This is a genomic window from Haloactinospora alba (assembly GCF_006717075.1).
Classification (GTDB): Bacteria; Actinomycetota; Actinomycetes; order Streptosporangiales; family Streptosporangiaceae; genus Haloactinospora; species Haloactinospora alba.
This window is the reverse complement of the sequence record NZ_VFQC01000002.1, coordinates 308,584-334,830: the sequence shown is the minus strand read 5'-3', so window position 1 is coordinate 334,830 and position 26,247 is coordinate 308,584. Positions and strand designations below refer to the sequence as shown.

24 protein-coding genes and 1 tRNA gene are annotated in these 26,247 nt (G+C 68.9%); 13 read left to right on the top strand and 12 right to left on the bottom strand.

The window, feature by feature from the left end; translation table 11 throughout:
• Window positions 1–44: 44 nt before the first annotated feature.
• The 3 genes from murJ (FHX37_RS19180) to FHX37_RS19170 all read right to left on the bottom strand — a co-directional run bounded on the left by murJ (FHX37_RS19180) (window position 45) and on the right by FHX37_RS19170 (window position 6,133).
• Window positions 45–1,910, bottom strand: a complete 1,866-nt coding sequence (murJ, locus tag FHX37_RS19180) for a murein biosynthesis integral membrane protein MurJ (protein WP_141925607.1) — start codon at window positions 1,908–1,910, stop codon at window positions 45–47.
• A 54-nt stretch (window positions 1,911–1,964) separates the two neighbouring features.
• Window positions 1,965–3,719, bottom strand: coding sequence for a murein biosynthesis integral membrane protein MurJ (gene murJ / locus FHX37_RS19175; protein ID WP_342777633.1), 1,755 nt, complete (start codon window positions 3,717–3,719; stop codon window positions 1,965–1,967).
• 62 nt (window positions 3,720–3,781) lie between these two features.
• Window positions 3,782–6,133, bottom strand: coding sequence for a DUF6049 family protein (locus FHX37_RS19170; RefSeq protein WP_211351961.1), 2,352 nt, complete (start codon window positions 6,131–6,133; stop codon window positions 3,782–3,784).
• 498 nt (window positions 6,134–6,631) lie between these two features.
• Here FHX37_RS19170 and FHX37_RS19165 point away from each other — a divergent pair, with 498 nt between their 5' ends.
• On the top strand, window positions 6,632–8,011 hold the full coding sequence (locus FHX37_RS19165; protein ID WP_141925848.1) for a CCA tRNA nucleotidyltransferase: 1,380 nt from the start codon (window positions 6,632–6,634) through the stop codon (window positions 8,009–8,011).
• Window positions 8,012–8,034: 23 nt separating this feature from the next.
• On the opposite strand, the gene FHX37_RS19160 is transcribed toward FHX37_RS19165, so the two are convergent.
• From FHX37_RS19160 to FHX37_RS19150, 3 genes are all read right to left on the bottom strand, one after another.
• Window positions 8,035–8,604: a hypothetical protein gene (locus FHX37_RS19160; RefSeq protein WP_141925606.1), complete on the bottom strand. Its 570-nt coding sequence runs from the start codon at window positions 8,602–8,604 to the stop codon at window positions 8,035–8,037.
• A 166-nt stretch (window positions 8,605–8,770) separates the two neighbouring features.
• Window positions 8,771–9,850, bottom strand: a complete 1,080-nt coding sequence (locus FHX37_RS19155) for an inositol-3-phosphate synthase (protein ID WP_141925605.1) — start codon at window positions 9,848–9,850, stop codon at window positions 8,771–8,773.
• A 90-nt stretch (window positions 9,851–9,940) separates the two neighbouring features.
• Window positions 9,941–10,573 carry a PadR family transcriptional regulator gene (locus FHX37_RS19150; protein ID WP_141925604.1) on the bottom strand — a complete coding sequence of 211 codons (633 nt, stop codon included), beginning with the start codon at window positions 10,571–10,573 and terminating at the stop codon, window positions 9,941–9,943.
• Between the two features lie 731 nt (window positions 10,574–11,304).
• Here FHX37_RS19150 and FHX37_RS19145 point away from each other — a divergent pair.
• The 7 genes from FHX37_RS19145 (at window position 11,305) to FHX37_RS19115 (ending at window position 17,992) form a co-directional block, all read left to right on the top strand.
• Entirely contained in the window at window positions 11,305–13,848 is a 2,544-nt protein-coding gene (locus tag FHX37_RS19145) for a transglycosylase domain-containing protein (RefSeq protein ID WP_141925603.1), read from the top strand.
• A gap of 9 nt (window positions 13,849–13,857) precedes the next feature.
• Window positions 13,858–15,228 carry a glycosyltransferase family 87 protein gene (locus FHX37_RS19140; protein ID WP_141925602.1) on the top strand — a complete coding sequence of 457 codons (1,371 nt, stop codon included), beginning with the start codon at window positions 13,858–13,860 and terminating at the stop codon, window positions 15,226–15,228.
• 75 nt (window positions 15,229–15,303) lie between these two features.
• Window positions 15,304–15,594, top strand: coding sequence for a 30S ribosomal protein S6 (gene rpsF, locus FHX37_RS19135; RefSeq protein ID WP_141925601.1), 291 nt, complete (start codon window positions 15,304–15,306; stop codon window positions 15,592–15,594).
• 60 nt (window positions 15,595–15,654) lie between these two features.
• Window positions 15,655–16,209 (top strand): single-stranded DNA-binding protein, encoded by a 555-nt coding sequence (locus FHX37_RS19130; RefSeq protein ID WP_141925600.1) that lies wholly within the window; start codon window positions 15,655–15,657, stop codon window positions 16,207–16,209.
• A 94-nt stretch (window positions 16,210–16,303) separates the two neighbouring features.
• Complete coding sequence (rpsR, locus tag FHX37_RS19125; RefSeq protein ID WP_141925599.1) at window positions 16,304–16,540, top strand: 30S ribosomal protein S18; 237 nt, start codon at window positions 16,304–16,306, stop codon at window positions 16,538–16,540.
• 27 nt (window positions 16,541–16,567) lie between these two features.
• Window positions 16,568–17,014, top strand: coding sequence for a 50S ribosomal protein L9 (gene rplI / locus FHX37_RS19120; protein ID WP_141925598.1), 447 nt, complete (start codon window positions 16,568–16,570; stop codon window positions 17,012–17,014).
• 165 nt (window positions 17,015–17,179) lie between these two features.
• Window positions 17,180–17,992: a peptidoglycan recognition protein family protein gene (locus tag FHX37_RS19115; protein ID WP_141925597.1), complete on the top strand. Its 813-nt coding sequence runs from the start codon at window positions 17,180–17,182 to the stop codon at window positions 17,990–17,992.
• 6 nt (window positions 17,993–17,998) lie between these two features.
• Here FHX37_RS19115 and FHX37_RS19110 read toward each other — a convergent pair whose 3' ends face one another.
• Complete coding sequence (locus tag FHX37_RS19110) at window positions 17,999–19,351, bottom strand: MATE family efflux transporter (protein WP_141925596.1); 1,353 nt, start codon at window positions 19,349–19,351, stop codon at window positions 17,999–18,001.
• A gap of 341 nt (window positions 19,352–19,692) precedes the next feature.
• Here FHX37_RS19110 and dnaB point away from each other — a divergent pair, with 341 nt between their 5' ends.
• Window positions 19,693–21,447, top strand: coding sequence for a replicative DNA helicase (dnaB, locus tag FHX37_RS19105; RefSeq protein ID WP_211351960.1), 1,755 nt, complete (start codon window positions 19,693–19,695; stop codon window positions 21,445–21,447).
• Window positions 21,448–21,696: 249 nt separating this feature from the next.
• Here the strand turns inward: dnaB and FHX37_RS19100 are convergent, their stop codons facing one another.
• From FHX37_RS19100 to upp, 5 genes are all read right to left on the bottom strand, one after another.
• Complete coding sequence (locus FHX37_RS19100; protein WP_141925594.1) at window positions 21,697–21,936, bottom strand: hypothetical protein; 240 nt, start codon at window positions 21,934–21,936, stop codon at window positions 21,697–21,699.
• Window positions 21,937–22,168: 232 nt separating this feature from the next.
• Window positions 22,169–22,678, bottom strand: a complete 510-nt coding sequence (locus FHX37_RS19095) for a PH domain-containing protein (protein ID WP_141925593.1) — start codon at window positions 22,676–22,678, stop codon at window positions 22,169–22,171.
• A 10-nt stretch (window positions 22,679–22,688) separates the two neighbouring features.
• Window positions 22,689–22,853 (bottom strand): hypothetical protein, encoded by a 165-nt coding sequence (locus tag FHX37_RS23015; protein ID WP_170181645.1) that lies wholly within the window; start codon window positions 22,851–22,853, stop codon window positions 22,689–22,691.
• 141 nt (window positions 22,854–22,994) lie between these two features.
• Window positions 22,995–23,219, bottom strand: a complete 225-nt coding sequence (locus FHX37_RS19090) for a hypothetical protein (protein ID WP_141925592.1) — start codon at window positions 23,217–23,219, stop codon at window positions 22,995–22,997.
• Window positions 23,220–23,589: 370 nt separating this feature from the next.
• Complete coding sequence (gene upp / locus FHX37_RS19085; protein WP_141925591.1) at window positions 23,590–24,243, bottom strand: uracil phosphoribosyltransferase; 654 nt, start codon at window positions 24,241–24,243, stop codon at window positions 23,590–23,592.
• A gap of 252 nt (window positions 24,244–24,495) precedes the next feature.
• On the opposite strand from upp, the gene FHX37_RS19080 reads away from it, so the two are divergent.
• The 4 genes from FHX37_RS19080 (at window position 24,496) to FHX37_RS19065 (ending at window position 26,151) form a co-directional block, all read left to right on the top strand.
• Entirely contained in the window at window positions 24,496–25,002 is a 507-nt protein-coding gene (locus tag FHX37_RS19080) for a tRNA adenosine deaminase-associated protein (protein ID WP_141925590.1), read from the top strand.
• A 44-nt stretch (window positions 25,003–25,046) separates the two neighbouring features.
• Entirely contained in the window at window positions 25,047–25,559 is a 513-nt protein-coding gene (locus tag FHX37_RS19075) for a tRNA adenosine deaminase-associated protein (protein WP_141925589.1), read from the top strand.
• Window positions 25,556–26,056, top strand: coding sequence for a nucleoside deaminase (locus FHX37_RS19070; protein ID WP_394344520.1), 501 nt, complete (start codon window positions 25,556–25,558; stop codon window positions 26,054–26,056). Before FHX37_RS19075 ends, FHX37_RS19070 begins: the two co-directional genes overlap by 4 nt.
• Window positions 26,057–26,066: 10 nt before the next feature.
• Window positions 26,067–26,151 (top strand) — tRNA-Ser (locus FHX37_RS19065).
• Window positions 26,152–26,247: the final 96 nt, after the last annotated feature.

Below are 26,247 nucleotides of genomic sequence, written 5' to 3'. Positions count from 1 at the left end.
AGTAGGGCCGCCTGCGGTTACGCACCGTCATGCGTTCCTGGGTATCAACGGCGCAGGACCCGGCTACGCACCATTTCCAGGAACGTTGTGACTTCTGTCACCCCTAGGCGCCGCGCGACTAGGATAAACAGTACAGCACCGACAAGCCCGCCCACAGTAAGGGACAGCAGTGGGGGAAGAACAGCCCCGGGAAGGACCCCGAAGGCCAGAACCATCGCTGTCCCGAAGATCGTACTGGGTACGGACGCGACGTACAGCAGTACCAGTGTCCGCAGGATCCGACGTCCGTCCAGGCCGTTCATGCGCGTGCGCAGCCTCCACCAGGCGAGGACGGAGCCCACGACGTAGTAGAGGCCGTAGGCCACCGGTAGCCACACGACGATACGCGACGGCGGTGCCAGGAACAGCAGCGCGAACGCCGCGACCGTGTGGGTGACCTCGGCGGGGATCGCGATCAGCGACGGCATCCGGGTGTCGCCGAGCGCGTAGAAGACCCGCAGCAGCAGTTGGAACAGGGTGAACGGGATCAGCATCAGCGAGAACGCCATCAGGATCAGGCCGATGCTCTGCGCGTCCTCCACGGAGGTACTGCCGCGCGCGTAGATCAGGGTGCAGAACGGGACGGCGAACACCACCATCGCCGTCGAGATCGGCACGATCAGTACGGAGGACAGCCGCAGGCCCCGGGAGAAGTCCGAACGCACCAGGTCCTTGCGGCCGTCGGCGACGTGCGCGCTCATCCGGGGGAGCAGCGCGGTGATGACCGAGACGGCGATGATGGCGTACGGCAGCTGGAACAGCAGGGACGCGTACTGGTAGGCGGTGATCCCCGCGCCCGCGGTGGAGGCTCCCGCCTCCGCGGCGCGCACGCCGGCGCGGGTGGCGACGTTGGTCGTCACCAACAGTCCGGCCTGGGCGACACCCACGTAGACCATCATCCACGCGGCGGTGCGCATCGCCTCGCCGAGTCCCGAACCGCGCAGGTCCAGGCGGGGCCGCCAGCGGAACCCGGAGCGGAACAGGGACCAGAGGAGAACCGCGCACTGCAGTACCTGCCCGAGGGCGGTCCCCAGACCCAGCAGGGTCACCTGGCCGGTGGTGACGGAGCCGGGCGAGCTGCCCGATCCGGCGGTCACGAGGAACAGCACCCCGACCGTGATGATCACGAGGTTGTTCAGCACGGGGGCCCACATGGGCGCGCCGAAGTGCTTCCTGCTGTTCAGCATCGCGCTGGCGATCCCGCTCGCGCCGATGAAGAAGATCTGACCGAGCATGAAACGGGCGAGGAGGGTGGCGACCTCGTGCTGGGCGTCGGTGAACTCCCCCGCGTACAGCCGGATCAGCCACTCCGCGGCGAGGATGGCGAGCAGGGTGATCGTGCCCAGGGCCAGCACCATGACGGTGAACAGCCGCTGCTCGGTGGCGGTCCCGCCGTCCTGGTCGGATTTCTTCCGTTTCACCAGGAAGGGGACGAAGACGCTCGCGAGCAGCCCGCCGATGAGCAGGTCGTAGATCGCGAACGGCACCATGTTCGCCGTCTGGTAGGCGTCGCCGAGCAGCTGGGTGCCCAGCGCCGCGGCGAGCACGATCGTCCGGATGAAGCCGGTGGCCCGGGAGACGACGGTTCCCAGCGCCATGATCGCGCTGGAACGGGTCAGGTTCTCCTCGTCCTCGCCGTCGGAGGCCGCGTGGGCGGCCCCTCCGATCTCGTTGCCCTCCTCGCCGGGACGGTCGGCGGTTCCCAGGTCACCGTAGTCGCTGGGATCGTGGACGGTGGTGAGGCCGCTTTCCGGATCGGTGTCCGGTTCGCTGCGTTCGACCTCGTCGAGTACTTCACCCGGCAGCAGGATCCGGCCGTGCCATTGCTGTCTCGTCTGCCGGTATTCGTCGTTCGACACCGTGGGGGCCATCCTCGTGGTGGAGACGTTACGTCGGGGGTGGTTTTCGGAGGGGTGTGGCGGTACCTACCGTTTGAGCCGGGTTCGCACCAGGTGGAGAACCGAGTCCAGCTCCCGGATCCGCAGTAGCCGAGCGCAGAGCAGGAACAGTGCCCCGCCGGCCACACAGCCGGTGAGGGGGGCGCCGATGTTCGTGGCCAGCCCCGCACCGAACAGCCCGCCGAACAGTCGCAGGGTGAGGAGCCCCACGGCGACGCTCGGGGCCGCTGCCAGGTACAACCGCAACAATGTGCGACAAATGTGACGACCGTCAAGTCCGTTCAACCGGCGGCTGAGGATCGCGCCCGCGATGGAGAGGCCGGTGACGAAGGAGAACATGAAGCCGGCGGCGACACCGATGACGACCTGGTCCGGCGGCAGGATCATGTAGGCGGTCACCGCCAGCGTCCCGTGCACGGCGACGTTGGCGATGCTGATCAGGGCGGGGGTGCGGGTGTCGCTCATGGCGTAGAACACCCGCAGCATGAGCTGGAAGATCGTGAACGGGACGAGGCCGAGCGCCATGACGGCGAGGACGCTTCCGATGTTGTGCGCGTCGGCGGTGGAGGTGCTGCCGCGCGCGAAGATCAGTGTGGCGACCTGGGTCGCGAAGATGGCCGTCGCCAGCCCCAGCGGGACCAGGACGAGCGCCGACACGCGCAGTGTGCGGGAGAAGCCCGCACGGACCTCCTCCCAGTTGCCCTCCTCGACGTTACCGCTCATCCGGGGGAGGAGCACGGTGATGAGGGAGACGGCGATGATGGCGTACGGCAGCTGGAAGAGCTGGTAGGCGTAGTTGTAGGCGGTGATCCCCGCGCCGACGTCCGTGTCGGCCTGCACGCTGGCGACGCCCGCGCGGGTCGCGATGTTCGTGGTGATCAGCAGGCCGAGCTGGGTCATGAGGGTGTACAGCAGCATCCATCCGGCGGCGCGCAGGGCCTCGCCGAGTCCCGAACCGCGCAGGTCCAGGCGGGGCCGCCAGCGGAACCCGGTGCGGTACACCGAGGCGAGCAGGACGAGGGTCTGCAGTGCCATCCCGCTGGTGGTTCCGAGCCCCAGCAGCGTGAGTTCGCTCTGGGTGACGCTCTCGGGGGTCTTCCCGGGCCCGGCTATCCACAGGAAGAGGCATCCGACCGTGATGATCACGAGGTTGTTCAGCACGGGGGCCCACACGGGGGCGCCGAACTTGTCGCGGGTGTTCAGCATCGCGCTGACCAGGCCGCTCAGGCCGACGAAGAAGATCTGGGCGAGGAGGAAGCGCGCCAGGTAGACCGACACGTCGGCCTGGGTGGGGGTGAACTCGCTCGCGTACAGGCGGATGAGGAGCTCGGAGGCGGCGATGGCGGCGGCGGTGACGGCGAAGAGCAGCACGACCGCGCCGGTGAACAGCCGGTTCTCGGTCTTCACCCCGCCGTCGGCGTCACGTTTGCGCCGTTTCACCAGGAAGGGGATGATCACGCTCACCATCAGCCCTCCGAGCAGGAGGTCGTTGATGATGAACGGGATGGTCTGCGCCGTGTTGTAGGCATCGCCGAGCAGCTGGGTGCCCAGCGCGGCGGCGAGCACCATGACCTTGGCGAACCCGGTCAGCCGGGACACCGTCGTTCCGACGGCCATCACCATGCTGGAACGCATCGCTTTTCCCCCCGAACCGGGATCATCGGAGCCGGCGGGGGGCTCCTGCTCCGCGGCGTCGGAGGTCGTGTCGGTGTGCTCGTCGTGCCACGCGTCGCCGTTCGCGCGGCCGTTCGCGTCGCCGCTGCTCGCGGTTTCGGTAGCCACTGGTATGGCTCCCTTCGGAGATTGCGGGTGTCACGTGGCTGGGAGGGGGTGGAGGTTTCCCGTCAGGCTTCCGGGTCCCGCTCGCTCCCGCCGGTCTGGTTCGGTTGTTCGCTGGACGGGCGGTTGTCGTCGGAGGCCCCGCTGTCGGTCGGCCCCTCCGGTCCGTCCTGGCCGCTTCTGGCGCGTTTCCGTGCCCATTTGCGCAGTGCGCGAGGGGCGAGTGCGATGACGAGCACGAGCGCGCCGGCGGCGCTGATGATGAGGGCTTGGGAGCCCAGGCCGGTCGCGTTGACCGGGGTGAGCACCTCCCCGGAGGACAGTGGTTCGCCCGTGGTGTTGTGCAGGTCCAGGTGGAGGACGGTGCGTCCGTTGACCCGTGCCTCCAGCGGAACGTAGACCGTGGTCTTCGTCTCCGGGCCGAGCTCGATGGGGGAGGGGTAGTCGCCGACGCTCAGCTGTTCGTTGTTCTCCGAGAACATCGTGAGGTCGACCCGTACGGTGTGGTCCTGCAGGTCGTTGGCGAGCGGGATGCCGATCTTCCCGCGCTGGGCGGCGAGAGTGACGGGTTCGGTGGGGATGATCCGGACCTGGTTCAGGCTCTCGCGCACCGAGTAGTCCACCAGGTCCCGTGCGGTGGAGGCGAGTTTCTCCTCCTCGCGCCAGGCGGCGGACGACAGCCGCAACAGGGCCGGGCGGTAGGGGTCGTTGTCCTCGATGCTTCCCTCCTCGTCCTTGACGAGGATGCTGTTGAACAGGCGGACCTCCTCGCGCAGGTCGCCGCTGCCGTCCAGGTAGGAGCCGCTGAGCTGTTCCGGGGTTCCCCGCGCCGGGTAGCTCAGCTCCTGGCGTTGGGGCTCGTCCGTGGAGCCGGACCGGACGTCCTCCAGAGCCGCGGGTTCCAGCCAGGGAAGGTCGTCGCTGTCCCTCAGCACGTTGCGGGCGAACGCGGGGTCGGGGTTCCAGTCCCGGGGCGGTACCGCCACGATGCTGCCCCCGCTGTCGGAGTCCCCGTCCCCGGCCGCGCTGAGCATCGCGGTCTCGGCGGCGAACCGCTGGGTTCCCAGCGCCGCCTGGCCCGGGCCGCGGCCGTGCTGCGCCAACGCGTCGGTGAGTTGGCTGTCCGCGAGGAGGGCGGTGCCGTCCTCCTCACTCTCGGGAAGGGACAGGGGCGCCGCGGCCGGCGCGGACTCCTCCGCCCAGGGGTGCGGGGGCATGGCGGAGGAGTCGAGGACGAAGCGGGTCGCGCCGTGCTCGTTGTAGAAGTCGCGGGCGGCGGTGTCCATGTGGCCGTCGGCGGGCCAGGCGACGGAGCTGTCCGCGGCGCGCCCGAGGATGTCCGCGAGTTTCTGCTCGCTCAGGGTCATGGCGGCCTCGGCGTCCTCCTCGCGGCCGTTGGCGAGGAGGGCCGGGATGTCGGGGGAGGCGTAGGGGGTGGAGACCAGCGTCTCGTCGCCGAGCGCGTCCCGGGCCTGTTCCAGCCACACCTGGGCGGCGCCGCTGGAGTCGTGCTCGGTGGTCTCGGGGTCCTCGCCCTCGACGTCCGCCAGTGGTTCGGCCAGCACCTCGTAGCTGTCCTCGGTGAGGCGGTTGACGTCGTCGAGCAGCGCGGGGTCGACGGCCCAGGTGACGGGAACCCCGCTGTCGGCGTCCCCCTCCGCCCCGTCGTCGGCGTCGTCGTCGGTGGGCGACGCGGACTCCTCCTGGGGAGGGGCGGTGTCGTCCACCTCCGGGGCCAGGGGGAGTCCGCCTTCCTGGGCCCCGGCGGAGAGCAGTGTTCCCAGCCGGCCGTCCGCGGTGAGGCTCTGCGGGAAGTCCCGGTGCAGGTAGGTGTCGTCGTCGGTGCGGTGCGGGCCTCCCGCCAGCGGCCAGACCCAGGCGATATCGGCCGGTTCGGGGGACGAGTCGTCCTGGTAGGGGAGGAAGGTGCGCTGGCTGCCCAGCTCGGTTCCGGAGCCGGTCCGGGCCTCGACGGCTATCGGGTAGACGCCGGCGCCGCCCAGGTCGAGGTCGGCCACGTCGACCTCGAGCTCGTAGGTGGCGGACTCTCCGGCTTCCAGCTCCGTGTCGATCGGAGTCTCGCCGTGGGTCTGCTCCGGGGGGTCGCTTTCGCCATCGTCGTACGTGTCGAGTTCCGACCGTTGTTCGAACGGGACCTCGGTGTACCGGAGCCGGACACTGGCGTCCGTCAGCTCGCTGTCGGTGGTGTTGGTGACGCGGCCGGACAGCGTGAGGGTGTCGTCGGCCCCGACCGCGCGCGGGCTGATCTCGTCCACGAGGACGGCCCCGCTGCCGTCGGTGTTGTCCGCCGCCGCGGGGGCCGTGTCCGCCAGTGGGGCGGCGGAGGGCGCGCTCAGCGGTGCCAGCGCGAAAGCGGCCGTGGTCGTAACCGCGATGAGATGAACGAATCGACGCACACCAGAAGGCTTTCCCAGTCGTTTTGCGGTGGTCGGCGGCAACCTGCGCAACGAACAGTGCCGCAAGCGCGTTCAGCGCGACAGCATCGCAGGGGCGCGGTCCAGCCGCGGCCGGACTGGTTCGACACTACCGCGTTGCTGGTGCGCTCCCGAAGCGTTGACGCGCTGTCCGTGCGGACGGTGGTGGGACCTCCGGCGCGGCCGCGCGGTTCCCGCTGCCCGCGTCGGTCGCCGTGCAGCCGGGGATCCGCACCGGTCGCCTGCCCTGCGGTGGGCAGACGCGCCCCGAACCGCGACGTGGCGGGTCGAACACCGATTCGCACCATGGGATAACGCCCCCTACCCTCAGATGGCGTGCCGAACACTGCGTTTTCAGGTGAGTCCCCGCGTCCCGAGAGTGCCGGTGCGGCGAACGCTGCCGCCCGCGTGCCCCGCGAGGAGGGGGAGGCCGGTTTGACTGACGAACAACATGCCGCGCTCGTCGGACTGCTCGACGAGATGGGCCCGATAGCCGAGGAGCTCGGTGCGCGGTTCAGGGCGGGCGGCCACGAGCTGGCGCTCGTCGGTGGTCCGGTCCGGGACGCTCTGCTGGGTCGTGAGGTGCACGACCTGGACCTGACCACGGACGCGGTCCCCCAGCGCATCCTGGAGCTGGTGGAGGACTGGGCCGACGCCGTGTGGACCATCGGGATCGACTTCGGGACGGTGGGCCTGCGCAAGGACGGCCAGCAGCTGGAGATCACCACCTACCGCAGCGAGTCCTACGATCCCGAGTCCCGCAAACCCGAGGTGAGTTACGGCACATCCCTTCGGCAGGACCTGGTCCGGCGGGACTTCTCCGTGAACGCCATGGCGGTGCGTCTGCCGGAGGGCGAGTTCGTCGACCCGTTCTCGGGGCTCGCCGACATGCGTGCCGGGCGGTTGCGCACGCCGGGAGCGCCGCGGGACTCGTTCGGCGACGACCCGCTGCGCATCCTGCGGGCGGTACGGTTCGCCGCCCAGCTCGGTTTCGACCTGGCGCCGGAGCTCACCGAGGCGGCCTCGGACATGGCCGAGCGGTTGTCGATCGTGTCCGCGGAACGTGTCCGGGACGGGCTGAGCAAGCTCCTGCTCAGCCCGGACCCCCGGCGGGGGGTGGAGCTGATGGTGGAGATCGGCGCCGCCTGGTACGCCCTGCCGGAGATTCCCAAACTGCGGTTGGAGATCGACGAGCACCACCGGCACAAGGACGTCTACGAGCATTCGCTGACCGTGCTGGACCAGGCGATCGAGCTGGAGCGCGAGCGGGGGTTCGCCCCGGATCTGGTGCTGCGGCTGGCGGCGCTGCTGCACGACGTCGGCAAACCCAAGACGCGCTCCTACGAGCCGGGAGGCCGGGTCACGTTCCACCACCACGAGGTGGTGGGTGCCTCCATGACGAAGAAACGGCTCTCCGCGTTGCGGTTCTCGAAGGACACCGTCGCCGACGTGAGCAAGCTCGTGTCCCTGCACCTGCGGTTCCACGGCTACGGCAAGGGGGAGTGGACCGACTCCGCCGTGCGCCGCTACGCGCGCGACGCCGGTCACCTGCTGCAGCGGTTGCACGTGCTTACCAGGGCGGACTGCACGACCCGCAACCGGCGCAAGGCGGCGGCACTGGCCCGGGCCTACGACGACATCGAGGACCGGATCGAGCGGCTCGCCCGCGAGGAGGAACTCAACAAGGTACGCCCCGACCTGGACGGGAACGAGATCCAGGAGGTGCTGGGGATCAGTCCGGGACCGATGGTCGGCAAGGCCTGGCGGTACCTGCTCGAACTCCGGTTGGAGCACGGCCCGATGAGCAAGGAGGACGCCGCCGCCGAGCTGCGGAAGTGGGCCGAGGAGCACGGCGGTTAGGCGTACTCAGCCCCCGGTGTCCGTCACACGGGGTCCAGCACCCCTCGGGACACGGTCTCCTCGCCCTCCACAGCGCTGGTGACGCGGATCGCGAGGGCGTCGGAGGAGCGCTCCAGCAGCACGTCGCCGGTGGGGGCGCACTTGTCGTCGGGGTCCTTGGTGACGGTGTAGGAGAACGCGAGACTCCCGTCGTCGACCGGTTCGGGCCGGTGCACCTCCCACACGCAGTTGTCGTAGCCGAAGGCGCTACTGGACTCCTTTGCCGTGACACTGTCGTCGCGCAGGGTGATGGTGAGCTCCCACGTCCCCACCGCTGTCCGGTCGGGGGCGTACTGGGTGAGCTTTCCGGACCAGCTTCCCTGGAACCTGGGGGGAATGTCGTACTTCTCCGCGCTGCCCGGCACGGAGTCCCAGTACCACATCCCACCGAGGGTGGCGACGACGACCAGGAAAGCGAGCGAGACCGTGCAGACCAGCATGATGATGCCGTAGTTGGGGCTGTCGGCGGGGTTGGGCGGTGCGACCCCGTGGGGTGGTTCGTAGCCGCCCGGCGCTCCCGGCGGCTGGTGCTGCGGCTCGTTGGGAGAGCTCATCTGGGGCTCCTCGTACGCTCACCGGTCAGCCTAACGGCGCGGCGCGTGTCTCCGCCGCAGGAACGGCGGCCGTGTCCGCCGGGTGTGTCCGGGTGCGCTTCCCTTCCGGGCGGGGCCGGGCGCGGCGGCCCCGCCCGGAAGGGCGCGCTGTGTCGCCGGGCGAGGGTCAGCGCTCGATCTCTCCGGCGATGAACTGCCCCACCATGGTGTGGGCGTCGCTGTCGCTGTACTGCTCGGGCGGCGACTTCATGAAGTAGGAGGAGGCCGAGAGGACGGGTCCGCCGATGCCGCGGTCCTTGGCGATCTTGGCGGCGCGGATCGCGTCGATGATGATGCCGGCGGAGTTGGGCGAGTCCCACACCTCCAGCTTGTACTCCAGGTTGACGGGGGCGTCGCCGAACGCCCGGCCCTCCAGCCTGATGTAGGCCCACTTGCGGTCGTCCAACCACGGGACGTGGTCCGAGGGGCCGATGTGCACCGAGTCGTCCTGGACGTCGTGCGGGATCTGGGAGGTGACCGAGCGCGTCTTGGACACCTTCTTGGACTCCAGCCGCTGGCGTTCCAGCATGTTCATGAAGTCCATGTTCCCGCCGAAGTTGAGCTGGTACGTGCGGTCCACCACGACGCCGCGGTCCTCGAAGAGCTTGGACAGCACCCGGTGGGTGATGGTCGCGCCCAGCTGCGACTTGATGTCGTCGCCCACGATCGGGACCCCGGCGTCGGTGAACCTGGCGGCCCACTCCGGGTCGGAGGCGATGAAGACGGGGAGCGCGTTGACGAAAGCGACCCCGGCGTCGATGGCGCACTGCGCGTAGAAGCGGTCGGCTTCCTCGGAGCCCACGGGCAGGTAGGAGACGAGGACGTCGGCCTTCGCGGCCTTCAGCGCCGCCACGACGTCCACGGCGTCCTCGGCCGACTCCTCGATCACCTCCTGGTAGTAGGTGCCGAGGCCGTCGTAGGTCGGGCCGCGTTGTACGACGACGTTGGTCGGCGGGACGTCGCAGATCTTGATGGTGTTGTTCTCGCTCGCCCCGATCGCGTCGGCGAGGTCCTGTCCGACCTTCTTCGCGTCGACGTCGAACGCCGCGCAGAACTCCACGTCCCGCACGTGGTAGGGACCGAACTGGACGTGCATGAGGCCGGGAACCCGGGTCTCGGCCTCGGCGTCCGAATAGTACTGGACCCCCTGTACGAGCGATGCGGCACAGTTGCCCACCCCCACGACGGCTACGCGTACCGATCCCATTGGTCCTTGCTCCTTCTCACTTGTCCGTTGACTTGGTTCGCACGGCGCGGTACTGACGCGGCGCCGTGCGGTGGCGGGGACTGCCGCCGGTCATGGCTGTCGGTCGGCCGGAGGCGCACCCTGCCGCGGCGGGACGGTGGTGCCGATGCTCCCATCAGCGGGGTGTTCCTGCCCGGCGCAGCGCCGCTCGCGCTGGATTAGCTCGTCAAGCCACGCGACCTCGCGCTCGACGGATTCGGCGTGGTGTCGGTTCAGTTCGATGGTGTACGGGTCCCCGCGCTGGTTCACGACGTGTTCCACACGCTCGTGCAGGTGGCGCAGTCGTTCCGACATCCGGTCGCGCCGTCCGCTGAGGATGCGCAGCCGCACCTCGGAGCGGGTACGTGCGAACATGGTGAAGTGCACTCCGAAGCACTCGTCGTCATCGGCTGCTGGTGCGCTGTCGGCGAGTAGCCGGTTGAGCCGTTCGGTGCCCTGGTGGGTCAGCTGGTAGACGACACGGGACCGTCGGCCCGCGGAGCGTGCGCTGTCGGGGTGCTGTTGGCGGACCAGACCCGTGCGCAGCATCTCCTTCAGGCAGGGGTAGAGGGAGCCGTAGGAGAACGCGCGGAACGCTCCCAGTTCGCGGTTGAGGCGTTTGCGCAGTTCGTAGCCGTGCATCGGTGCCTCGGCCAGGTGGCCGAGGACGGCAAGCTCGAGGACCCTGGTCCTGCGCGGGCTCATCCCGCCACCCCCTTGTCCGGTTGTCCGTTCGCCGCTTCCACACGTGTCAGCTCCGCGCGCGGCGGTTCTGTTCCCAGCTGGCCGCTCCCGACCGGCCGCGTTCTCGTCACTCGGCGGAGGATCCGCTCCGCCGCGGCTCCGGGCCCGCCAGCGCGGCACGGGACGTGTCGCTCGTCACGGACAGCCTCCACCAGGCAGGGCCCGGTTCCGGACCGGGGAAAGGAACGGGATGTGCACGTGCTTTATCCGATATGAGTATATCGCTGTGATATATAGTCACCGCTGTTGTTTTTCTAACATCGGAGAGTGCGCCGGAGCGGGGGGGTGTCCCGACGGCGTCGCGCCTCCGAGGGGTAGTCTCCCTCGGGGTTGTGCTATGTGATGTCATGGCTCTACCGTGACCATTGCTTTACTTTCGAATCCCCCAGGGGCCGACCCCCGCGAGGGTGCCGGTGTACGGCACAGGGCACAGGGCTGACTGGCCCCAGTCCCAGGCACCGGAAGTCGTAGGTCATCGAGCAGGAGGAAACCGCGGGTCACGTTTCCGTTGTCCGGTCGAAAACCACAGGCACGGGTTCGGCGTCCATCCTAAGGACGGGGTGACCGCATCCGGTCTGGATTCCCCTCCCGTTTTCGTAAACCGGACTCCCGGTCCCGTTTCCCGCAGGGAGAACGGTCCCCTCCCACCGAGTCGCAAGGCCGATCGGCCGTCGAGGAGCAATCGAGGACGCGTGAGTACCGAAAGACGACGGAGTTCCGGTGGCCGCCGCCGGGCCAGTGGCTCGGGCGGTGCGGAGCGCGAGAGCGCCCGCCCCCGGACTCCCGGCCCAGCAGCTGGTGATGGTGGTTTCTGGGAAGACGAACGCCCTTCCCGTCGCCGTTCGGAAGGTGCGCGCTCGGAGGGGGGACGACGTTCCTCCGGGGACGAGGGCGAACGCCGCTCCACCGAGCACGGTGCCCGGTCCGGCGGGCGACGCGCCGCGGGCGGTTCGGGCGGTGGAGGCCGCCGCCCGCCGCAGCGCGGGCGCTCCGGCGGCGGCGACGGCCGCGGTCCGGTGCGCCGGTTCCTCTCCCGGGCCTGGAAACCGGCCCTGATCGTCTGCGGTGTGGGATTCGTCCTGAGCGTCGCCGGGTTCGGTGTCGCCTACGCGATGCTTCCGGGCGCGAACGAGATGGGCGCCAAGGAGGGCGTGGACGACTTCGCGACCACGGTCGAGTTCGAGAACGGGGACGAGGCCGTCACACTCGGCGCCACCAAGCGCACCGAGGTGGACTCCGATCAGATCCCGCCCGAGGTGATCAACGGTGTGCTCGGCTCGGAGCAGCAGAGGTTCTACGAAGAGGCCGGCGTCTCGGTCAGCGGAACCATGCGGGCCCTCCTCTCCGGCGGTGAGAAGGGCGGCGGCTCCACGATCACCCAGCAGATGGCGCGCAACTACTACAGCGGGCTGTCCAAGGACCGCAGCGTCACCCGTAAGGCCAAGGAGATCGTGATCGCGCTCAAACTGGGCAACCAGTTGAGCAAGGAGCAGATCCTAGAGCAGTACCTCAACACCATCTACTTCGGCCGCGGCGCCTACGGCATCCAGGCGGCCTCCCAGGCCTACTTCGAGAAGGACGTCGAGGACATCACCGCGGCCGAGGGCGCGTTCCTCGGGGCGATCATCCAGCAGCCGGGCAACTTCGAGCACGTCGAGGAGGGCTCGGACATGGAGAAGGTCCTGCGCGACCGCTGGGAGTACGCCGTCAACGGCATGATCGAGATGTACAACGAGAACCCCGAGCACGGCATGCGCGAGGAGGAGGCCGAGAAGCTCGAGTTCCCCGAGAGGGCCGAGTACAATCCGGACGAGCAGTTCGATAAGGAGTACACCGGTTTCATCAAGAAGGCGGTGGAACAGGAGCTCAAGGACCGCTACGACTTCACTGCCCAGGAGATCGCGACCGGTGGCTACACGGTGCAGACCTCCCTGGACGAGGACCTGATGCAGGCGGCCGGCGAGGCGTTCGACAAGGCGCTGCCCGAGGGCATGCCCGAGGAGACGAAGGAGGGGCTGGCCTCGGTCGATCCCGCCACCGGCGAGGTCAGGGCCTTCCACGGCGGCGGCGACTGGACCGCGGACAACAACGACTCGCTCACCCACCGCACCCAGGCCGGGTCGGCGTTCAAGCCCTACGTGCTGGCGACCGGCCTGAAGCAGGACATCGGGCTGCGCAGTCAGTTCGACGGCGACTCGCCGCAGGATTTCCCCGGGGTCGGCGAGCCGATCCAGAACGACAGCGACCGTTCCTACGGTCCGGTCAACCTGATCGAGTCCACCGAGAAATCGATCAACACCGCCTACGTGCAGCTCGCCATCGAGACCGGGCCGGAGAAGGTGAACCGGACCGCGGGCGACGCCGGGATTCCGGAGGAGCAGTTCGAGACCGCGCAGCTGGGACCGAACATCGCGCTGGGCACCTACCAGCTGACGGCGCTCGACCAGGCCTCCGGGTTCAGCACGTTCGCCAACGAGGGCGTGCACATGCCCCGCCACATGGTCACCAGCGTGAAGCAGGGCGACGGCCAGGAGATGGAGCCCAACGACGCCGACCGCCTGGAGACGGGCAAACGCGCGTTCAGCGCCGACGTGGCCGCCGACGCCACGCACGCCATGAGCAAGGTGGTGGACGGCGGCGGTGGTGAGGAGGCCGCCCTGCCGGACGGCCGCCCCGCGGCCGGCAAGACCGGTACCTCCAACAGCGCCAAGTCGGCCTGGTTCGTCGGCTACACCCCCCAGCTCTCCACCGCCGTCGGGCTGAGCCGCGGGGACGGCAAGAAGCTGGAGATCCCCGGCGTCCGGAACATCTACGGCGGTACCACCTCCGCCAAGGTGTGGCGGGAGTTCATGACCATCGCCATGGAGGGCGAACCGCAGAAGCAGTTCCCGGAGCCCGCCTGGGTCGGGGAGGAGCAGAACTTCGGTCCCACTCCCGAGCCCAGTGGCGAGTCGCCCACGGACCAGCCCGACGAGACCCAGGAACCCGACGAGACCCAGGAACCCGACGAGACCCAGGAACCCACCCAGACCACGCCCCCGCAGAGTCCGACCGACACCACCTCGCCGGGGGACGAGTGCACACCGGACTTCTGGAACGACTGCGAGGACGACGGGAACGGCGGCGGCCCCGGCGGCGGTGGCGGCGGCGATGAGTCGCCCTCCGACGAGTGCCGTCCGGAGGAGGGAGACGTTTGTCCCCAGGGAGGAGAGGAGAACAACGCCTTCTTCCACTAGGGTGACCGCGTGACCTCCCACGCTGACGATTCCGGCTGCCCGCACCCCGCTCGGGGTGCGGGCAGCGTCACTTCCCCCGACGGGCCGTCCGCGCCCCGGCGCGCGGGGACGCCGTGGCTGGCGCTCACCGGTCTGGCGCTCACCGGCGCCCTGCTCGCCTACCTGGTGAAGATCCCCTGCCGCTTCGGCGGCGGATGGATGTACGGGGGGCAGTACGCCTACGGCTGCTACACCGACATCTTCCCGCTGTACTTCCGGGACGGGCTGGGCGAGGGCGCCATCCCCTATGTGGATGTGGACCTGGAGTACCCCGTCCTCATCGGGGGACTGATGCGGGTGCTGGCCTGGGCGGTGGAATGGCTTCCCGACCCCACCGCCCGCGGGCTGGGCTACTTCGACGCGACCGCGGCGGTGCTGGCGCTGTGCCTGCTCGCCGCCGTGCTCGGCACCGGCTGGCTCGCCGGGCGGGGCGGGGTCCTCGCCCCGGCGGGGGCGGTGGACCGGCGGCGGGCGCTGTGGGCCGGCGGTTTCGTCGCGTTGACCCCGCCGGCGTTCCTCGCCGCCTACATCAACTGGGACCTGCTGGCGGTCGCGTTGCTGACGGGCGGCCTGGTGGCCTACGCGCGCGGCCGCCAGTGGTCGGCCGGCGTGCTGTTCGGTCTGGCGGTGGCGGCCAAGTTCTACCCCGTGCTGGTGTTCGGTCCGCTGTTCGTCCTGCTGGCGCGCCGGTACCTGCGTGGGGACGGGCTCACCCCCGGGGGATTCCTGCGGCCGCTCTGCGGGGCCGGCCTCGCGTGGGCCGCGGTGAACCTCCCGGTGTACCTGGCCGCTCCGCGGGGGTGGGCGACGTTCTTCACGTTCAGCCAGGAGCGCGGTGCCGACTGGGGGTCGGTGTACTACGTGCTCTACGGATTCGGGATCTTTCCCATGTCCGACCAGAACCTGGTGAACACGGTGGGCATGGCCGCCATGGTGGCCGCGTGCGCCGGTGTCGCCGCGCTCGGGGTGTGCGCCCGGCGCGCACCGCCGCTGGAGCAGCTGGTCTTCCTGGTGGTGGCGGCGTTCGTCCTGACGAGCAAGGTGTGGTCGCCGCAGTTCGTGCTGTGGCTGCTGCCGCTCGCGGCGCTGGCGTGGCCGCGCACGGTGCGTCCGTGGGTGGCGGCGGCCGCCGTGGGCCTGTGGCAGCTCGCCGAGGTCGGGTACTTCTTCGGGATCTGGCAGCACCTGATGTGGAACGAGGCGGCGTCGGTCGGGCTGGACTTCCCCGGATACGCGGTGGTGGCACTCGCCCGGATGGCCACACTCCTCCTGCTGTGCGGACTTGTCGTCGTGGACGTTGTACGGAACGGAACCGTCAGGGATCGGCGGCTGTTATCCTGAATAGCTGTCTGGCTCAGTGCCCTCCTGCCATGGAGAGACCATGGCCGCGACAGTCCAGAGGAGGTAAGAACGCTTATGCGTCGCTACGAAGTAATGATCATCCTCGACCCCAGCCTCGACGAGCGCACGGTGTCCCCGTCGCTGGAGCAGTTCCTGGGAGTCGTGCGCAACGACGGCGGCACGGTGGAGAAGATCGACGTCTGGGGCAAGCGTCGTCTCTCCTACGACATCGCGAAGAACAGCGAAGGCATCTACGCGGTGGTCGACCTCTCCGCGGAGCCGGCGACGGTCAAGGAGCTGGACCGCCAGCTCAACATCACCGAGACCGTGCTGCGTACGAAGGTGCTCCGCCCCGAGGTGCACTGATCCCGCTCAGGTCAGCAGCCCCCGTCCGCCTGATCCGACTACACCTACCGGAGTCAAGCCATGGCAGGCGAAACCCAGATCACGATCGTCGGCAACCTCGTCGACGACCCTGAGCTGCGATTCACTCCGAACGGAGCCGCCGTCGCGAACTTCCGCGTCGCCTCCACCCCCCGGTACTTCGACCGCCAAGCCGGCGAGTGGAAGGACGGGGAGGCCATGTTCCTCACGTGCAAGGTATGGCAGCAGTACGCGGAGAACGTGGCCGAGAGTCTGCAGCGCGGCGCCCGCGTCATCGTCCAGGGCCGGCTCAGGCAGCGGTCCTACGAGACGAAGGAGGGCGAGAAGCGGACCGTCTTCGAGGTCACCGTTGACGAGGTCGGCCCCGCGCTGCGCTACGCCACGGCGAAGGTGACCAAGACCCAGCGCCAGGGCGGCCAGGGCGGCCAGGGCGGCCAGGGCGGCGGCTTCGGTGGCCAGCAGGGCGGCGGCGGTTACGGCAACCAGGGCGGCGGCTTCGGCGGCCCGCAGCAGGGCGGGGGACCGCCTGCCGACGACCCGTGGGCGAGCAACGGCGGTGGTTTCGGCGGAGGATTCTCCGACGAGCCCCCGTTCTGACCGCCGTCGGCGGGCCGGGCGTCGCCGCTCGGCCACCAGTACTGTCCGAATGACCATCCCCGGATGACCGGGGCTCTTGCGAAGGAGCACCACGATGGCGAAACAGGCAGCACGCAAACCCAAGAAGAAGGTTTGCCTGTTCTGTCAGGAGAAGGTGTCCTACATCGACTACAAGGACACGAACCTGCTGCGTAAGTTCATTTCCGACCGCGGCAAGATCCGTGCGCGCCGGGTGACCGGCAACTGCACGCAGCACCAGCGCGACGTCGCCACGGCGATCAAGAACGCTCGCGAGATGGCGCTGCTGCCGTACACGAGTACCGCTCGCTAACGGGGATATTCCGAGGGAGGTTTAGTCGTGAAGCTGATCATGACCCACGAGGTCAATGGCCTCGGCGCCCCGGGCGACGTCGTCGAGGTGAAGAACGGTTACGGCCGTAATTACCTGCTGCCGCGCGGCTACGCGATCCGCTGGACGCGTGGGGGGCAGAAGCAGATTGACGCTCTCCGCCGGGCGCGGGAGGCGCGGGACATCCGCGACCTGGACGAGGCCCGGCAGATGGCCGAGCGGATCAACGCGCTGAAGGTCACGCTGGCCCAGCGCGCCGGCAAGGGCGGCCGCCTCTTCGGCTCGGTGACGGCGGCGAACATCGCCGGTGCCGTGAAGGAGGCCGGCGGCCCGGATGTCGACAAGCGCCGGATCGACATCACCACTCCGATCAAGTCCCTGGGGGAGTACAAGGTGGGCATCCGCCTGCACCCCGAGGTGACGGCCACGATCTCGCTGGAGGTCGTTGAGGCGTAGCAACGCCGCGAGAACGCCCGGTTCCCGCCCGAGATGGGTGGGGCCGGGCGTTTTTTGTTCGGTTGGTCATGGACACGCCGAATTCGCATAGTGACTATTTGTTCACTAATTGTGATCTAATCTTTCTCCGTGGGCCTGTTGCTCCACAGGAAGGATGAGGTCGGAATGTCCACTCATGACCAGTGTTCCGCGCACACGGCGGTGTCCCGCCGGAGCGCGCTCCGCGCCGCCGCGTTCGCGGGAAGCGGGGTGCTCCTGTCGACAGCGATAGATCTGGGAGGCGCGCGGCCCGCTGAGGCCGCCTCGGAACCCCGGGTTTACACCCGTAGTGAATGGGGGGCGCGCAGTCCCGTGCGGGCTGCTCAGGTGGTGAGCGCCCCGGACCACATCGTGGTGCACCACACCGCGACCGCCAACTCCGGCGACAGCTCCCTCGGCCACGCGAAGGGCCTGTCGCGGTTCATCCAGAGGTACCACATGGACAACAACGGGTGGGACGACGTCGGTCAGCAGCTGACGATCAGCCGTGGCGGACACGTCATGGAGGGGCGGAACAGGTCGCTGTCCGCCATCCGTGACGGGTCGCACGTGTTGGGGGCGCACACGGCGAACCACAACTCGCACACTGTCGGGATCGAGAACGAGGGAACCTACAGTTCGGCGACGCCGCCGAACGACCTGTGGCAGGCCCTGGCCGACACGTGCGCGTGGCTGTGCCTGGTCTACGGGCTCAGTCCGCACTCGGCCATCGTCGGGCACCGGGACTACAACTCCACGGGGTGTCCGGGAGACCAGCTCTACTCGATGCTGCCCGAGCTGCGCCGCCAGGTCGCGACCCGGTTGCGCACCGTGGACCGAATGCTCGCCGAGCGGGGCCGGGACAGTGACGTTCCGCCCGGGCACCGTCCCACGTTCCCGGACGTTCCCGAGCGGGAACGTGGGGCGAGGTTCGAGCACGGTCCGGCGGCCGGCTCCTGACGGTGGTCAGGGGCGCGTGGCACCGAGGACGACCCACTGCTGCCCGCGTGCGCGCAGTCCCAGGGTGAGTCCTCGGGCCACCATCCAGCCGCCGAAGGCGAGCCACAGGTAGAGCAGGGCTGTGGGTGAACCGGGGGAGGACACCCACAGCACCAGTGCGGCCATCGGGAGGAAGGCGAGCAGGGTCCAGAAGCTCGCCCAGGCGAGGTAGCGCTGGTCACCGGCTCCCATCAGGATCCCGTCGAGGACCATCACGACGCCGCTGAGGGGCTGTAGCGCCGCGACGACGAGCAGCGTCAGCGTGATGGCGTGGTGCACCTGGGGGTCGGAGGTGAACGGCAGCGGGGCCCAGGGGCGCACCAGGAGTACCACGGCGGTGAACAGCAGCCCGACGAGTACGCCCCACTCGACCATGCGCCGTGTCGCCGAGCGCGCGCCGCCGGCGTCGGAGGATCCCAGGTAGCGGCCGATGATCGCCTGGCCGGCGATGGCGATGGCGTCCATGGCGAACACCAGCAGGGACCACATCTGGAAGGCGACCTGGTGCGCCGCGATCTGGGCGTCGCCCAGTCGGGCGGCGACGGCCGTGGTGAGCACCAGGACGATCCGCAGCGAGACGGTGCGGACGAACAGCGCCGCTCCCGCGCGTGCCGAGCTGGTGACGCCGGCCCGGCTGGGGGCGAGGGAGACGCCGTTCCTGCGGGCCGCGCGGGCGACGATGGAGACGTAGACCACCGCGCCCGCTGTCTGGGCGAGGACCGTCGCCCATGCCGAGCCGGCGATCCCCCATCCCAGGCCGAGGACGAACGCCAGTGCCAGCAGGACGTTGGCGACGTTGGATCCGACGGCCACGACGAGAGGGGTGGTGGCGTCCTGCAGGCCGCGGAGGACACCGGTTCCCGCCATGACGACGAGGAGGGCGGGTGTGCTGAGTAGGCTGACCCGCAGGTAGGAGAGCGCGTGCGGCGTGACCGCGTCCGAGGCGCCGAGCAGGTCGACCAGCCAGGGGGCCGCGGGGTAGCCGAGGAGGACCACGACCGCGCCGATCAGCGCGGCCAGCCACAGGCCGTCGACGCCGCTGCGGATGCCCGAGGTGGTGTCTCCGGCGCCGAACTGCCGGGCGACGGCCGACGTGGTGCCGTAGGCCAGGAAGATGCACAGGTTGGCCAGGGTCATCAGTACCTGGCTGGCCACGCCCAGGCCGCCGAGCGCCTGGGTTCCCAGTGTCCCCACGATCGCGGAGTCGGTGAGGAGGAACAGCGGTTCGGACACGAGCGCCACGAAGGTGGGGATGGCGAGGCGGAAGATCTCGCGGTCGTGGAGGTGTCGGAACGGCGGTGCGGAGAGCAGTGTGGGCATGACCGTGCAACAGTAGCGGACGGGAACGTGGGACGCGCGGTGGGGGGAGAAGTTGTCCACGGGGCGGGGATCCGCTTGTGGATAACTTGTGGATGAACGGATGTGAAGTTTCTTTCAGAATGCGGTGGAGATTATTGTTTTCGCAGTTCAACTAGGGTATCCGCGAGAACCGCGGGAGTTATCCACAGGCTTTGTGTACAAGATGTTCGTAGTGGATCCGCAACCCCCCACAAGATCTCCCCGGTTCGTCCCGCAGACCGCTTTGCGTCGCCATGGTCCAGCGGTCAGAATCCAAGTCCAGGTACGTGAGCCGTGCCATTCGTGTCGCAGGGGGAGAGCTCGTGAGCGTCGCCGATCAACCACCGGACCAGGGTGGGTACGAACGCACGCCACCGCACGACATCATGGCCGAGCAGAGTGTGCTCGGCGGTATGTTGCTCTCGAAGGAGGCGGTCACCGAGGTCGTGGAGATCGTTCGCTCCGCTGACTTCTACCGGCCCGCCCACCAGACCGTGTTCGACGCCGTGGTGGACATGTTCTCCCGCGGCGAGCCGGTCGACGCGATCTCGGTCAACGCCGAGCTCACCAAACGCGGCGAGATCGCCCGGGTGGGCGGGGCGCCCTACCTGCACACCCTCACCGAGGCCGTACCCACGGCCGCCAACGCGGGCTACTACGCCCGTATCGTCGCCGACCGGGCGGTGATGCGCCGACTGGTCGAGGTGGGAACCCGGATCGCCCAGATCGGCTACTCGGGGGACGGCGAGGTCGACGACCTGGTCGACCACGCCCAGGCCGAGGTGCACAAGGTCGCGGAGAAGCGCACCGGTGAGGACTACCTCGCGCTGAGCGACATCATGCCCGGCGCGTTGGACGAGATCGAGGCGATCTCCGCCCACGACGGTTCCATGACCGGCGTTCCCACGGGGTTCACGGACTTCGACCAGCTCTCCAACGGGTTGCACCCCGGGCAGATGATCATCATCGCCGCCCGACCCGCGGTGGGCAAGGCCCTCGCGCTGGACACCCCTCTGCCCACCCCGGACGGGTGGACGACGATGGCCGAGGTGGCCGTCGGCGACACCCTCCTCGCGGCGGACCGGACCCCCACGAGCGTCGTCGCCGCGACCGGGGTCATGCACGACCGGCCGTGCTACGAGCTCGTCCTCGACGACGGCACCGCGGTCGTCGCGGACGCCCAGCACCAGTGGCCGGTGGTGACCCCGCGGCGGCCGGTGGAGCTGCGCACGACGCGCGACATCGCCGAACACGCGGACGGCGAGGAGATGGCGGTCGGGGAGCGGACCGTACGCAAGGTCCACCGGGTCGCGAGCGTGCCGGTGCGCTGCGTCCAGGTGGACCACCCTGACCATCTGTACCTGGCGACGCCGGCGATGGTGCCCACGCACAACTCGACCCTCGCGCTCGACTTCGCCCGCGCGGCCTCCATCAAGCACCAGATGACGTCGGCGTTCTTCAGCCTGGAGATGGGACGCAACGAGATCGTGATGCGGCTGCTGTCGGCGGAGTCCCGTGTTCCGCTGCACACGATGCGGTCGGGCCTGATGACCGACGACGACTGGACGCGCCTGGCGCGCCGGATGGGTGAGGTCGCCAGCGCCCCGTTCTTCATCGACGACTCGCCGAACATGACGATGATGGAGATCCGCGCCAAGTGCCGGCGGTTGAAACAGCAGCACGACCTCAAGCTCATCATCGTGGACTACCTGCAGCTGATGACCGCGGCCGGCCGGGTGGAGAGCCGCCAGCAGGAGGTCTCGGAGATGTCGCGGTCCCTGAAGCTGCTGGCGAAGGAACTGGACGTGCCCGTCATAGCGCTCTCCCAGCTCAACCGTGGGCCGGAGCAGCGCACCGACAAGAAGCCCCAGGTTGCCGACCTGCGCGAGAGCGGGTCGATCGAGCAGGACTCGGACATGGTGATCCTGCTCTACCGGGAGGACGCGCACGACAAGGAGTCACCGCGGGCGGGGGAGGCCGACCTCATCGTCGCCAAGCACCGGAACGGACCCACGGCCACCGTGACGGTGGCGTTCCAGGGACACTACAGCCGGTTCGTGGACATGGCGCCGAGCTGAGCCGGTCCGTTCCGCCGTCCGCCCCGGCGGCGGGATGGTTGGCTTGTCGTTAACCCGCTGTTCACCCGTGGGCGTGCGCCCAGGGTGCGGGAACGCTCCGGCCGTTTGGACGTAGTCCTCCGGGCGGCCGATCAACGGGCACGTGAACGGTGCGCGACCGCACCGGACCGGGCGATGCGGGACGTGTGTCGCGCCGTTCGCTGCCCTCGCGGGTCCTCGCGGCTGGCGGACGGGGCGTGAGCCGCTGGTTCAGCAGGACCAGCGGGCTTCCGGGCGGGTGCGGCCGTCGGCGTCGGTCACCAGCACCCAGCTGAGTTTCGGCGGGCCCGCGGGGGTGGACATGCGGGGTTCGACCGGTTCGCGCTGCCGCACCGCCGCGTCGCGGCGCCGGCCGCGCGCGGTCCCCGTGGCCGTCCCGAACAGCCGGGAACGGCGCCGTTGTGTGCTGGAGCGGTCCGTGCGCGTCGCGCTGCCCGTGTTGTGAGCCATGGCGACACCCCCTTGTTCATCCCCGTGAAGACTACAGTTAACCGTCCGTTCACCAAAAAGTCAATCCTGGTTCCCGCGTGGCGGTCGTGTGCAGTGGCCGTGTTCCGGTGCGCGCCCGGGGTGTCACGGAAAGCAGCGCCCGCCGGTGGGCGGGCGCCTGGCGCGCGGGGGCGACGGGGGCGGTGGTGCGGGCGCCCGGCCGGACCAGTGAGCCGAGCGCACCGGGCCGTGGTTACTCGGGAAAGATCAGCCCCACGACCTCGAGATAGAGCTGTTCCGGGTACGGAACGAAGTGGATCCTGCTCAGTGCCTGATCCTGACCGGCCGACTCCATGACGAACGTGCCGTAACCGAGGAATCGGCCCAGCAGCGAACGTTCGAAGCGCATGTCGGTGACCTTGCCCAACGGCATCATGTTGACCTGCCGGGTGATGAGCCCGGTGGTCAGCAGCAGCCGCTGCGACGTGATCACGAAGTAGTCGACCGACCACTCCGCCACGCGCCAGACGAACCACACCAGGACCAACAGCCACAGCCACCAGATGATGGCCAGGGCTGCGGGACTGGCGGCGATGGCGGTGTTACTCAGCAGACCGGCGAAAATGAGGCTGCCGAGTACCACGGAGACCGGCGTTATGAGTACCGCCGGGTGACGGCGGATGGTGACGACGTCCTGCTCGTGTGGGAGCAGGTAACGGTTGACCGACGCCGGCGCGCGATTGGTCGGTGCTACGAGCCGCATGCCGGGGTACCTATGCGCCCAAGGCGTTCACGAAACGGGAGAGCGACTCCGCCCCGTCCATGATGCCGCCCAGCCCGCTGTGGATGACCCCAGCGGCGCTTTCCGGCTGAGTGAGTAGATAGAACGCTATGAAAGCAATGAGGATATATTTTCCCCATTGTTTCAACTTCGCCATGACCAACTCCCACGAAGACTCCTGACCCACTGACCCACGCTAATTGTTACACCGACAATCGCCCCCGTAAAGGCAGATTGGCGTCATCGGCGTGGCTGTTCCTGCTGCGGAGGTGTGGTTCCGGTCACCTTCCGGTGCGGGTCAGCCGCGTTCCGCGAACGCCATCGCCAGCACCTGCAGATGCTGGCGGGCGATACGCTCCACCAGGTCAGGGCGCGCTTCTCCGGTGACCTCCAACGCCCCGTGGTGGGCGGCCTCCACGCATCTGGACACCGTGGCCGGTACGTGCACGTGGGAGAACTCGGCGTGGAGCCGGTTCACGATCGGTGCCTCGTCGTGGGGCGCGGTCTCGGTCTGTTCAGGCATGTCACTCCTCGGGGAAGGGTGAGTGCTAGCGCCATGCGCAACTGCCGTGCCGGTGGCTGTCGCGTGGGCCAACAGGCCGTTCGGGTTCGGTTGGGAGGCGATCGACGTCATGCGGTGAGCGGCCAGAAAGAGACCGTTGACCGGGGCCAACTCCGGACCATGGTCGCACCTCCGTGTCACATCGCCATCTCGGGATGAATTCAGGTTATGCAAACCGTGTCGCCATCCGATATCCGGAGGTGAGGGGGAGCATCCACCACCATAAGTCGCATGCTTCCCTGGTTCCCCAATTGTGGACTTCCATTCACGAAGAATCGTGAAAGATGGGAAGGAAATCCGTTTTTGCTGGTGGAAACGTGTGTCCCGGGGGTCAGAGGCACCCGTACAGCCGGTCGCCGGCGTCCCCAAGACCGGGAACGATGAACCCGTTCTCGTCGAGGCGCTCGTCCATCGCCGCCGTGACCACACGCAGCGTCGCGGTGTGCTCCTCTCCCAGGCTGCGGGCGAGCTTCTCCTCGACGGAGGAGACCCCCTCGGGCGCGGCGAGCAGGCATATCGCGGTGATGTGGTCGGCTCCCCGCTCCACGAGCAGCGTCAGCGCGGCAGCCAGGGTCCCGCCGGTGGCGAGCATCGGGTCCAGCACGTAGCACTGCCGCCCGGACAGGTCCTGCGGCAGCCGGTCGGCGTACGTGGCCGGCTGCAGGGTCTGCTCGTCCCGGGCCATGCCCAGGAAGCCGATCTCGGCGGTGGGCAGCATCCGGGTCATGCCGTCGAGCATCCCCAACCCGGCGCGCAGGATGGGCACCACCAGCGGCCGGGGACGGGTGAGCTGGAAACCGGTCGCCGGTACCAGCGGCGTTTGCACTGTGACTTCAGCCACTCGCACATCCCGTGTGGCCTCGTAGGCGAGTAGGGTGACGAGTTCGTCGGTGAGTTTCCGGAAGGTGGGGGAGTCGGTGTGGGTATCGCGCAGCGTGGTGAGTTTGTGCGCGACGAGCGGGTGATCGACAACGAGGGTATCCATGGCGTACTCCGAACGAGCTGGGCAAACCAGGGGATGCGGGCCGTTGCGAGTCTAACCGCGCTGCGGACGGAGAGTGGGGCCCGCGCGTTCGGCCGCCCGGTCCGAAGCCTCGGGTTCCGGCCGCCCGTTCCCCGGCACTTCCGGACCCGCCCCAGGTATCGCGGGTGACGGGGCGGCGGAAACGACGGTTACGATGACGCTGCCCAACACAATCTGCGACCCTGTTCGGGTCGACCCTCGGGTGGAGTGACGATGACGGGACTCGAACGGAGCGACGGCGCACCCGCTGACGGCGATTTCGTCGCTGTCGCCTATCGGGAGGAGGACCACTGGGATGTGGACCTGCTTCCCGTGGCACTGACCCAGGACTTCAAGGGGCTTCTGCACGCGCTGCGCCAGCAGCCCAGCATCAGCGGCGCGCTGGGAATGGTGGCGGTGGGAGACGACTTCTTCATCATCGCCCGGGTCTACGGCGACGACGTGAGCCTCTTCCTCTCCGACGTCACCGCCTCCGTGGAGTGGCAGGTGGCGCGGGAACTCCTGGAGTACCTGGACATCGACGTTCCGGATGATGAGGACCTGGACCAGGTGCTGCCGGCCGGTGAGCTCTCGATCGTCGCCGACCTCGGTCTGGACGAGATGGAACTGGGCGCTCTGGCGGGTGACCTCGAGCTGTATCCGGACGAGATCCTGGCGAGTATCTCCGAACGGTTGGGTTTCGGCCAAGCGTTCCAGCGTGCCGTTGACGGTCTCGGGTAAGGATCACTGCCGGAGCTGCCGTAGAGAGGACGGGAGAGCCGACGGTGTCGATCTTCTCGGTGGTGCTGTTCCACAGGGGCGGCTCGTGGCACGGCGCCGAGCTCGAGCTGGAGGAGGATGTCGCGACGATCGACGACATCGCCGATCGGATGCGCGACGCGGCTTTGGCGGGTGACGTCTCCCCGGACGGGGAGACGATGCTGCTGTTGATCGAGGCGGACGACGAGTGGTTCGGCATCGTCCGGGTGGACGGGCACGAGGAACCGCGTGTGTTCCTCTCCGACAGCCGGGTGATGAACGACTACACCATGGCGGCCCTGCTGGTGGAGAGCGGCGGGATGACCCCGCCGGAGCAGGTCGAGGGCACGGGGCAGAAACCGCACCCCACCCCCGGCGGGGATCGGGAGCTGCTGGGTGACCTCGGTGTCACCGAAGCGGAGCTGACGGCACTGACCGCGAGTGAGGGAACGCTGCCCGGGGACGCTCTCACCTCTCTCGCGGAACAGGTCGGCTTCGACGAGGTACTGGAGCCGTTGCGGTTCGCCCAGGGACTATGACGGGCATGGAGCGTCCCGCCACCCGGGCGGGGATCGACGCGGCGCTGCGGCGGGCACTGGAGTACGCCGAGCCCGTGGGTGACGACGCGGACGTTCCGGTCGGCGCGGTGGTGCTGGACCCCGACGGCGCCGTGCTCGGAGCAGGGCGCAACGAACGGGAGGCGGCGGGCGACCCCACGGCGCACGCGGAGGTGGTCGCGCTGCGGGCCGCCGCCCGGCGGCGGGGGGAGTGGCGCCTGGAGGGCTGCACCCTGGCCGTGACACTGGAACCCTGCACCATGTGCGCGGGTGCGGTGGTGCTCGCGCGGATCGGGCGGGTGATCTACGGCACTCGGGACGCGAAGGCCGGTGCGGCGGGGTCCCTGTGGGACGTCCTCCGTGACCAGCGGTTGAACCACCGTCCCGAGGTGATCCCTCCCGACCTCGCCAGCCCGGACGTCGCCTCCCGGTGCGGTGAGGTGCTCACCGCGTTCTTCGCACGGCGACGCGTCAGGTAGAGTGGCCCCCGGTGGAGTCGCCTAGCGGCCGAGGGCGCTCGCCTCGAAAGCGAGTGAAGGGCAACCTTCCGTGGGTTCGAATCCCACCTCCACCGCTTTGAGTCGGAGTTTGCGCAGGTAAGCGGCCGACTGAATGAGCGATCGAAGCCGGTCACCGGTTGCTGTTGCACATTTGCTGCACATGGCGATCG

Excerpts from the sequence above, each read along its gene's own strand:
- rpsR (WP_141925599.1), top strand. The coding sequence starts at position 16,304 with ATGGCGAAACAGGCAGCACGCAAACCCAAGAAGAAGGTTTGCCTGTTC.
- rpsF (WP_141925601.1), top strand. The coding sequence starts at position 15,304 with ATGCGTCGCTACGAAGTAATGATCATCCTCGACCCCAGCCTCGACGAG.
- FHX37_RS19110 (WP_141925596.1), bottom strand. The coding sequence starts at position 19,351 with ATGCCCACACTGCTCTCCGCACCGCCGTTCCGACACCTCCACGACCGC.
- FHX37_RS19150 (WP_141925604.1), bottom strand. The coding sequence starts at position 10,573 with ATGAGCCCGCGCAGGACCAGGGTCCTCGAGCTTGCCGTCCTCGGCCAC.
- upp (WP_141925591.1), bottom strand. The coding sequence starts at position 24,243 with ATGGATACCCTCGTTGTCGATCACCCGCTCGTCGCGCACAAACTCACC.
- FHX37_RS19080 (WP_141925590.1), top strand. The coding sequence starts at position 24,496 with ATGACGGGACTCGAACGGAGCGACGGCGCACCCGCTGACGGCGATTTC.
- FHX37_RS19160 (WP_141925606.1), bottom strand. The coding sequence starts at position 8,604 with ATGAGCTCTCCCAACGAGCCGCAGCACCAGCCGCCGGGAGCGCCGGGC.
- FHX37_RS23015 (WP_170181645.1), bottom strand. The coding sequence starts at position 22,853 with ATGGCGAAGTTGAAACAATGGGGAAAATATATCCTCATTGCTTTCATA.
- murJ (WP_141925607.1), bottom strand. The coding sequence starts at position 1,910 with ATGGCCCCCACGGTGTCGAACGACGAATACCGGCAGACGAGACAGCAA.
- FHX37_RS19130 (WP_141925600.1), top strand. The coding sequence starts at position 15,655 with ATGGCAGGCGAAACCCAGATCACGATCGTCGGCAACCTCGTCGACGAC.
- FHX37_RS19095 (WP_141925593.1), bottom strand. The coding sequence starts at position 22,678 with ATGCGGCTCGTAGCACCGACCAATCGCGCGCCGGCGTCGGTCAACCGT.
- FHX37_RS19155 (WP_141925605.1), bottom strand. The coding sequence starts at position 9,850 with ATGGGATCGGTACGCGTAGCCGTCGTGGGGGTGGGCAACTGTGCCGCA.
- FHX37_RS19100 (WP_141925594.1), bottom strand. The coding sequence starts at position 21,936 with ATGGCTCACAACACGGGCAGCGCGACGCGCACGGACCGCTCCAGCACA.
- FHX37_RS19070 (WP_394344520.1), top strand. The coding sequence starts at position 25,556 with ATGACGGGCATGGAGCGTCCCGCCACCCGGGCGGGGATCGACGCGGCG.
- FHX37_RS19115 (WP_141925597.1), top strand. The coding sequence starts at position 17,180 with ATGTCCACTCATGACCAGTGTTCCGCGCACACGGCGGTGTCCCGCCGG.
- FHX37_RS19165 (WP_141925848.1), top strand. The coding sequence starts at position 6,632 with ATGGGCCCGATAGCCGAGGAGCTCGGTGCGCGGTTCAGGGCGGGCGGC.
- FHX37_RS19090 (WP_141925592.1), bottom strand. The coding sequence starts at position 23,219 with ATGCCTGAACAGACCGAGACCGCGCCCCACGACGAGGCACCGATCGTG.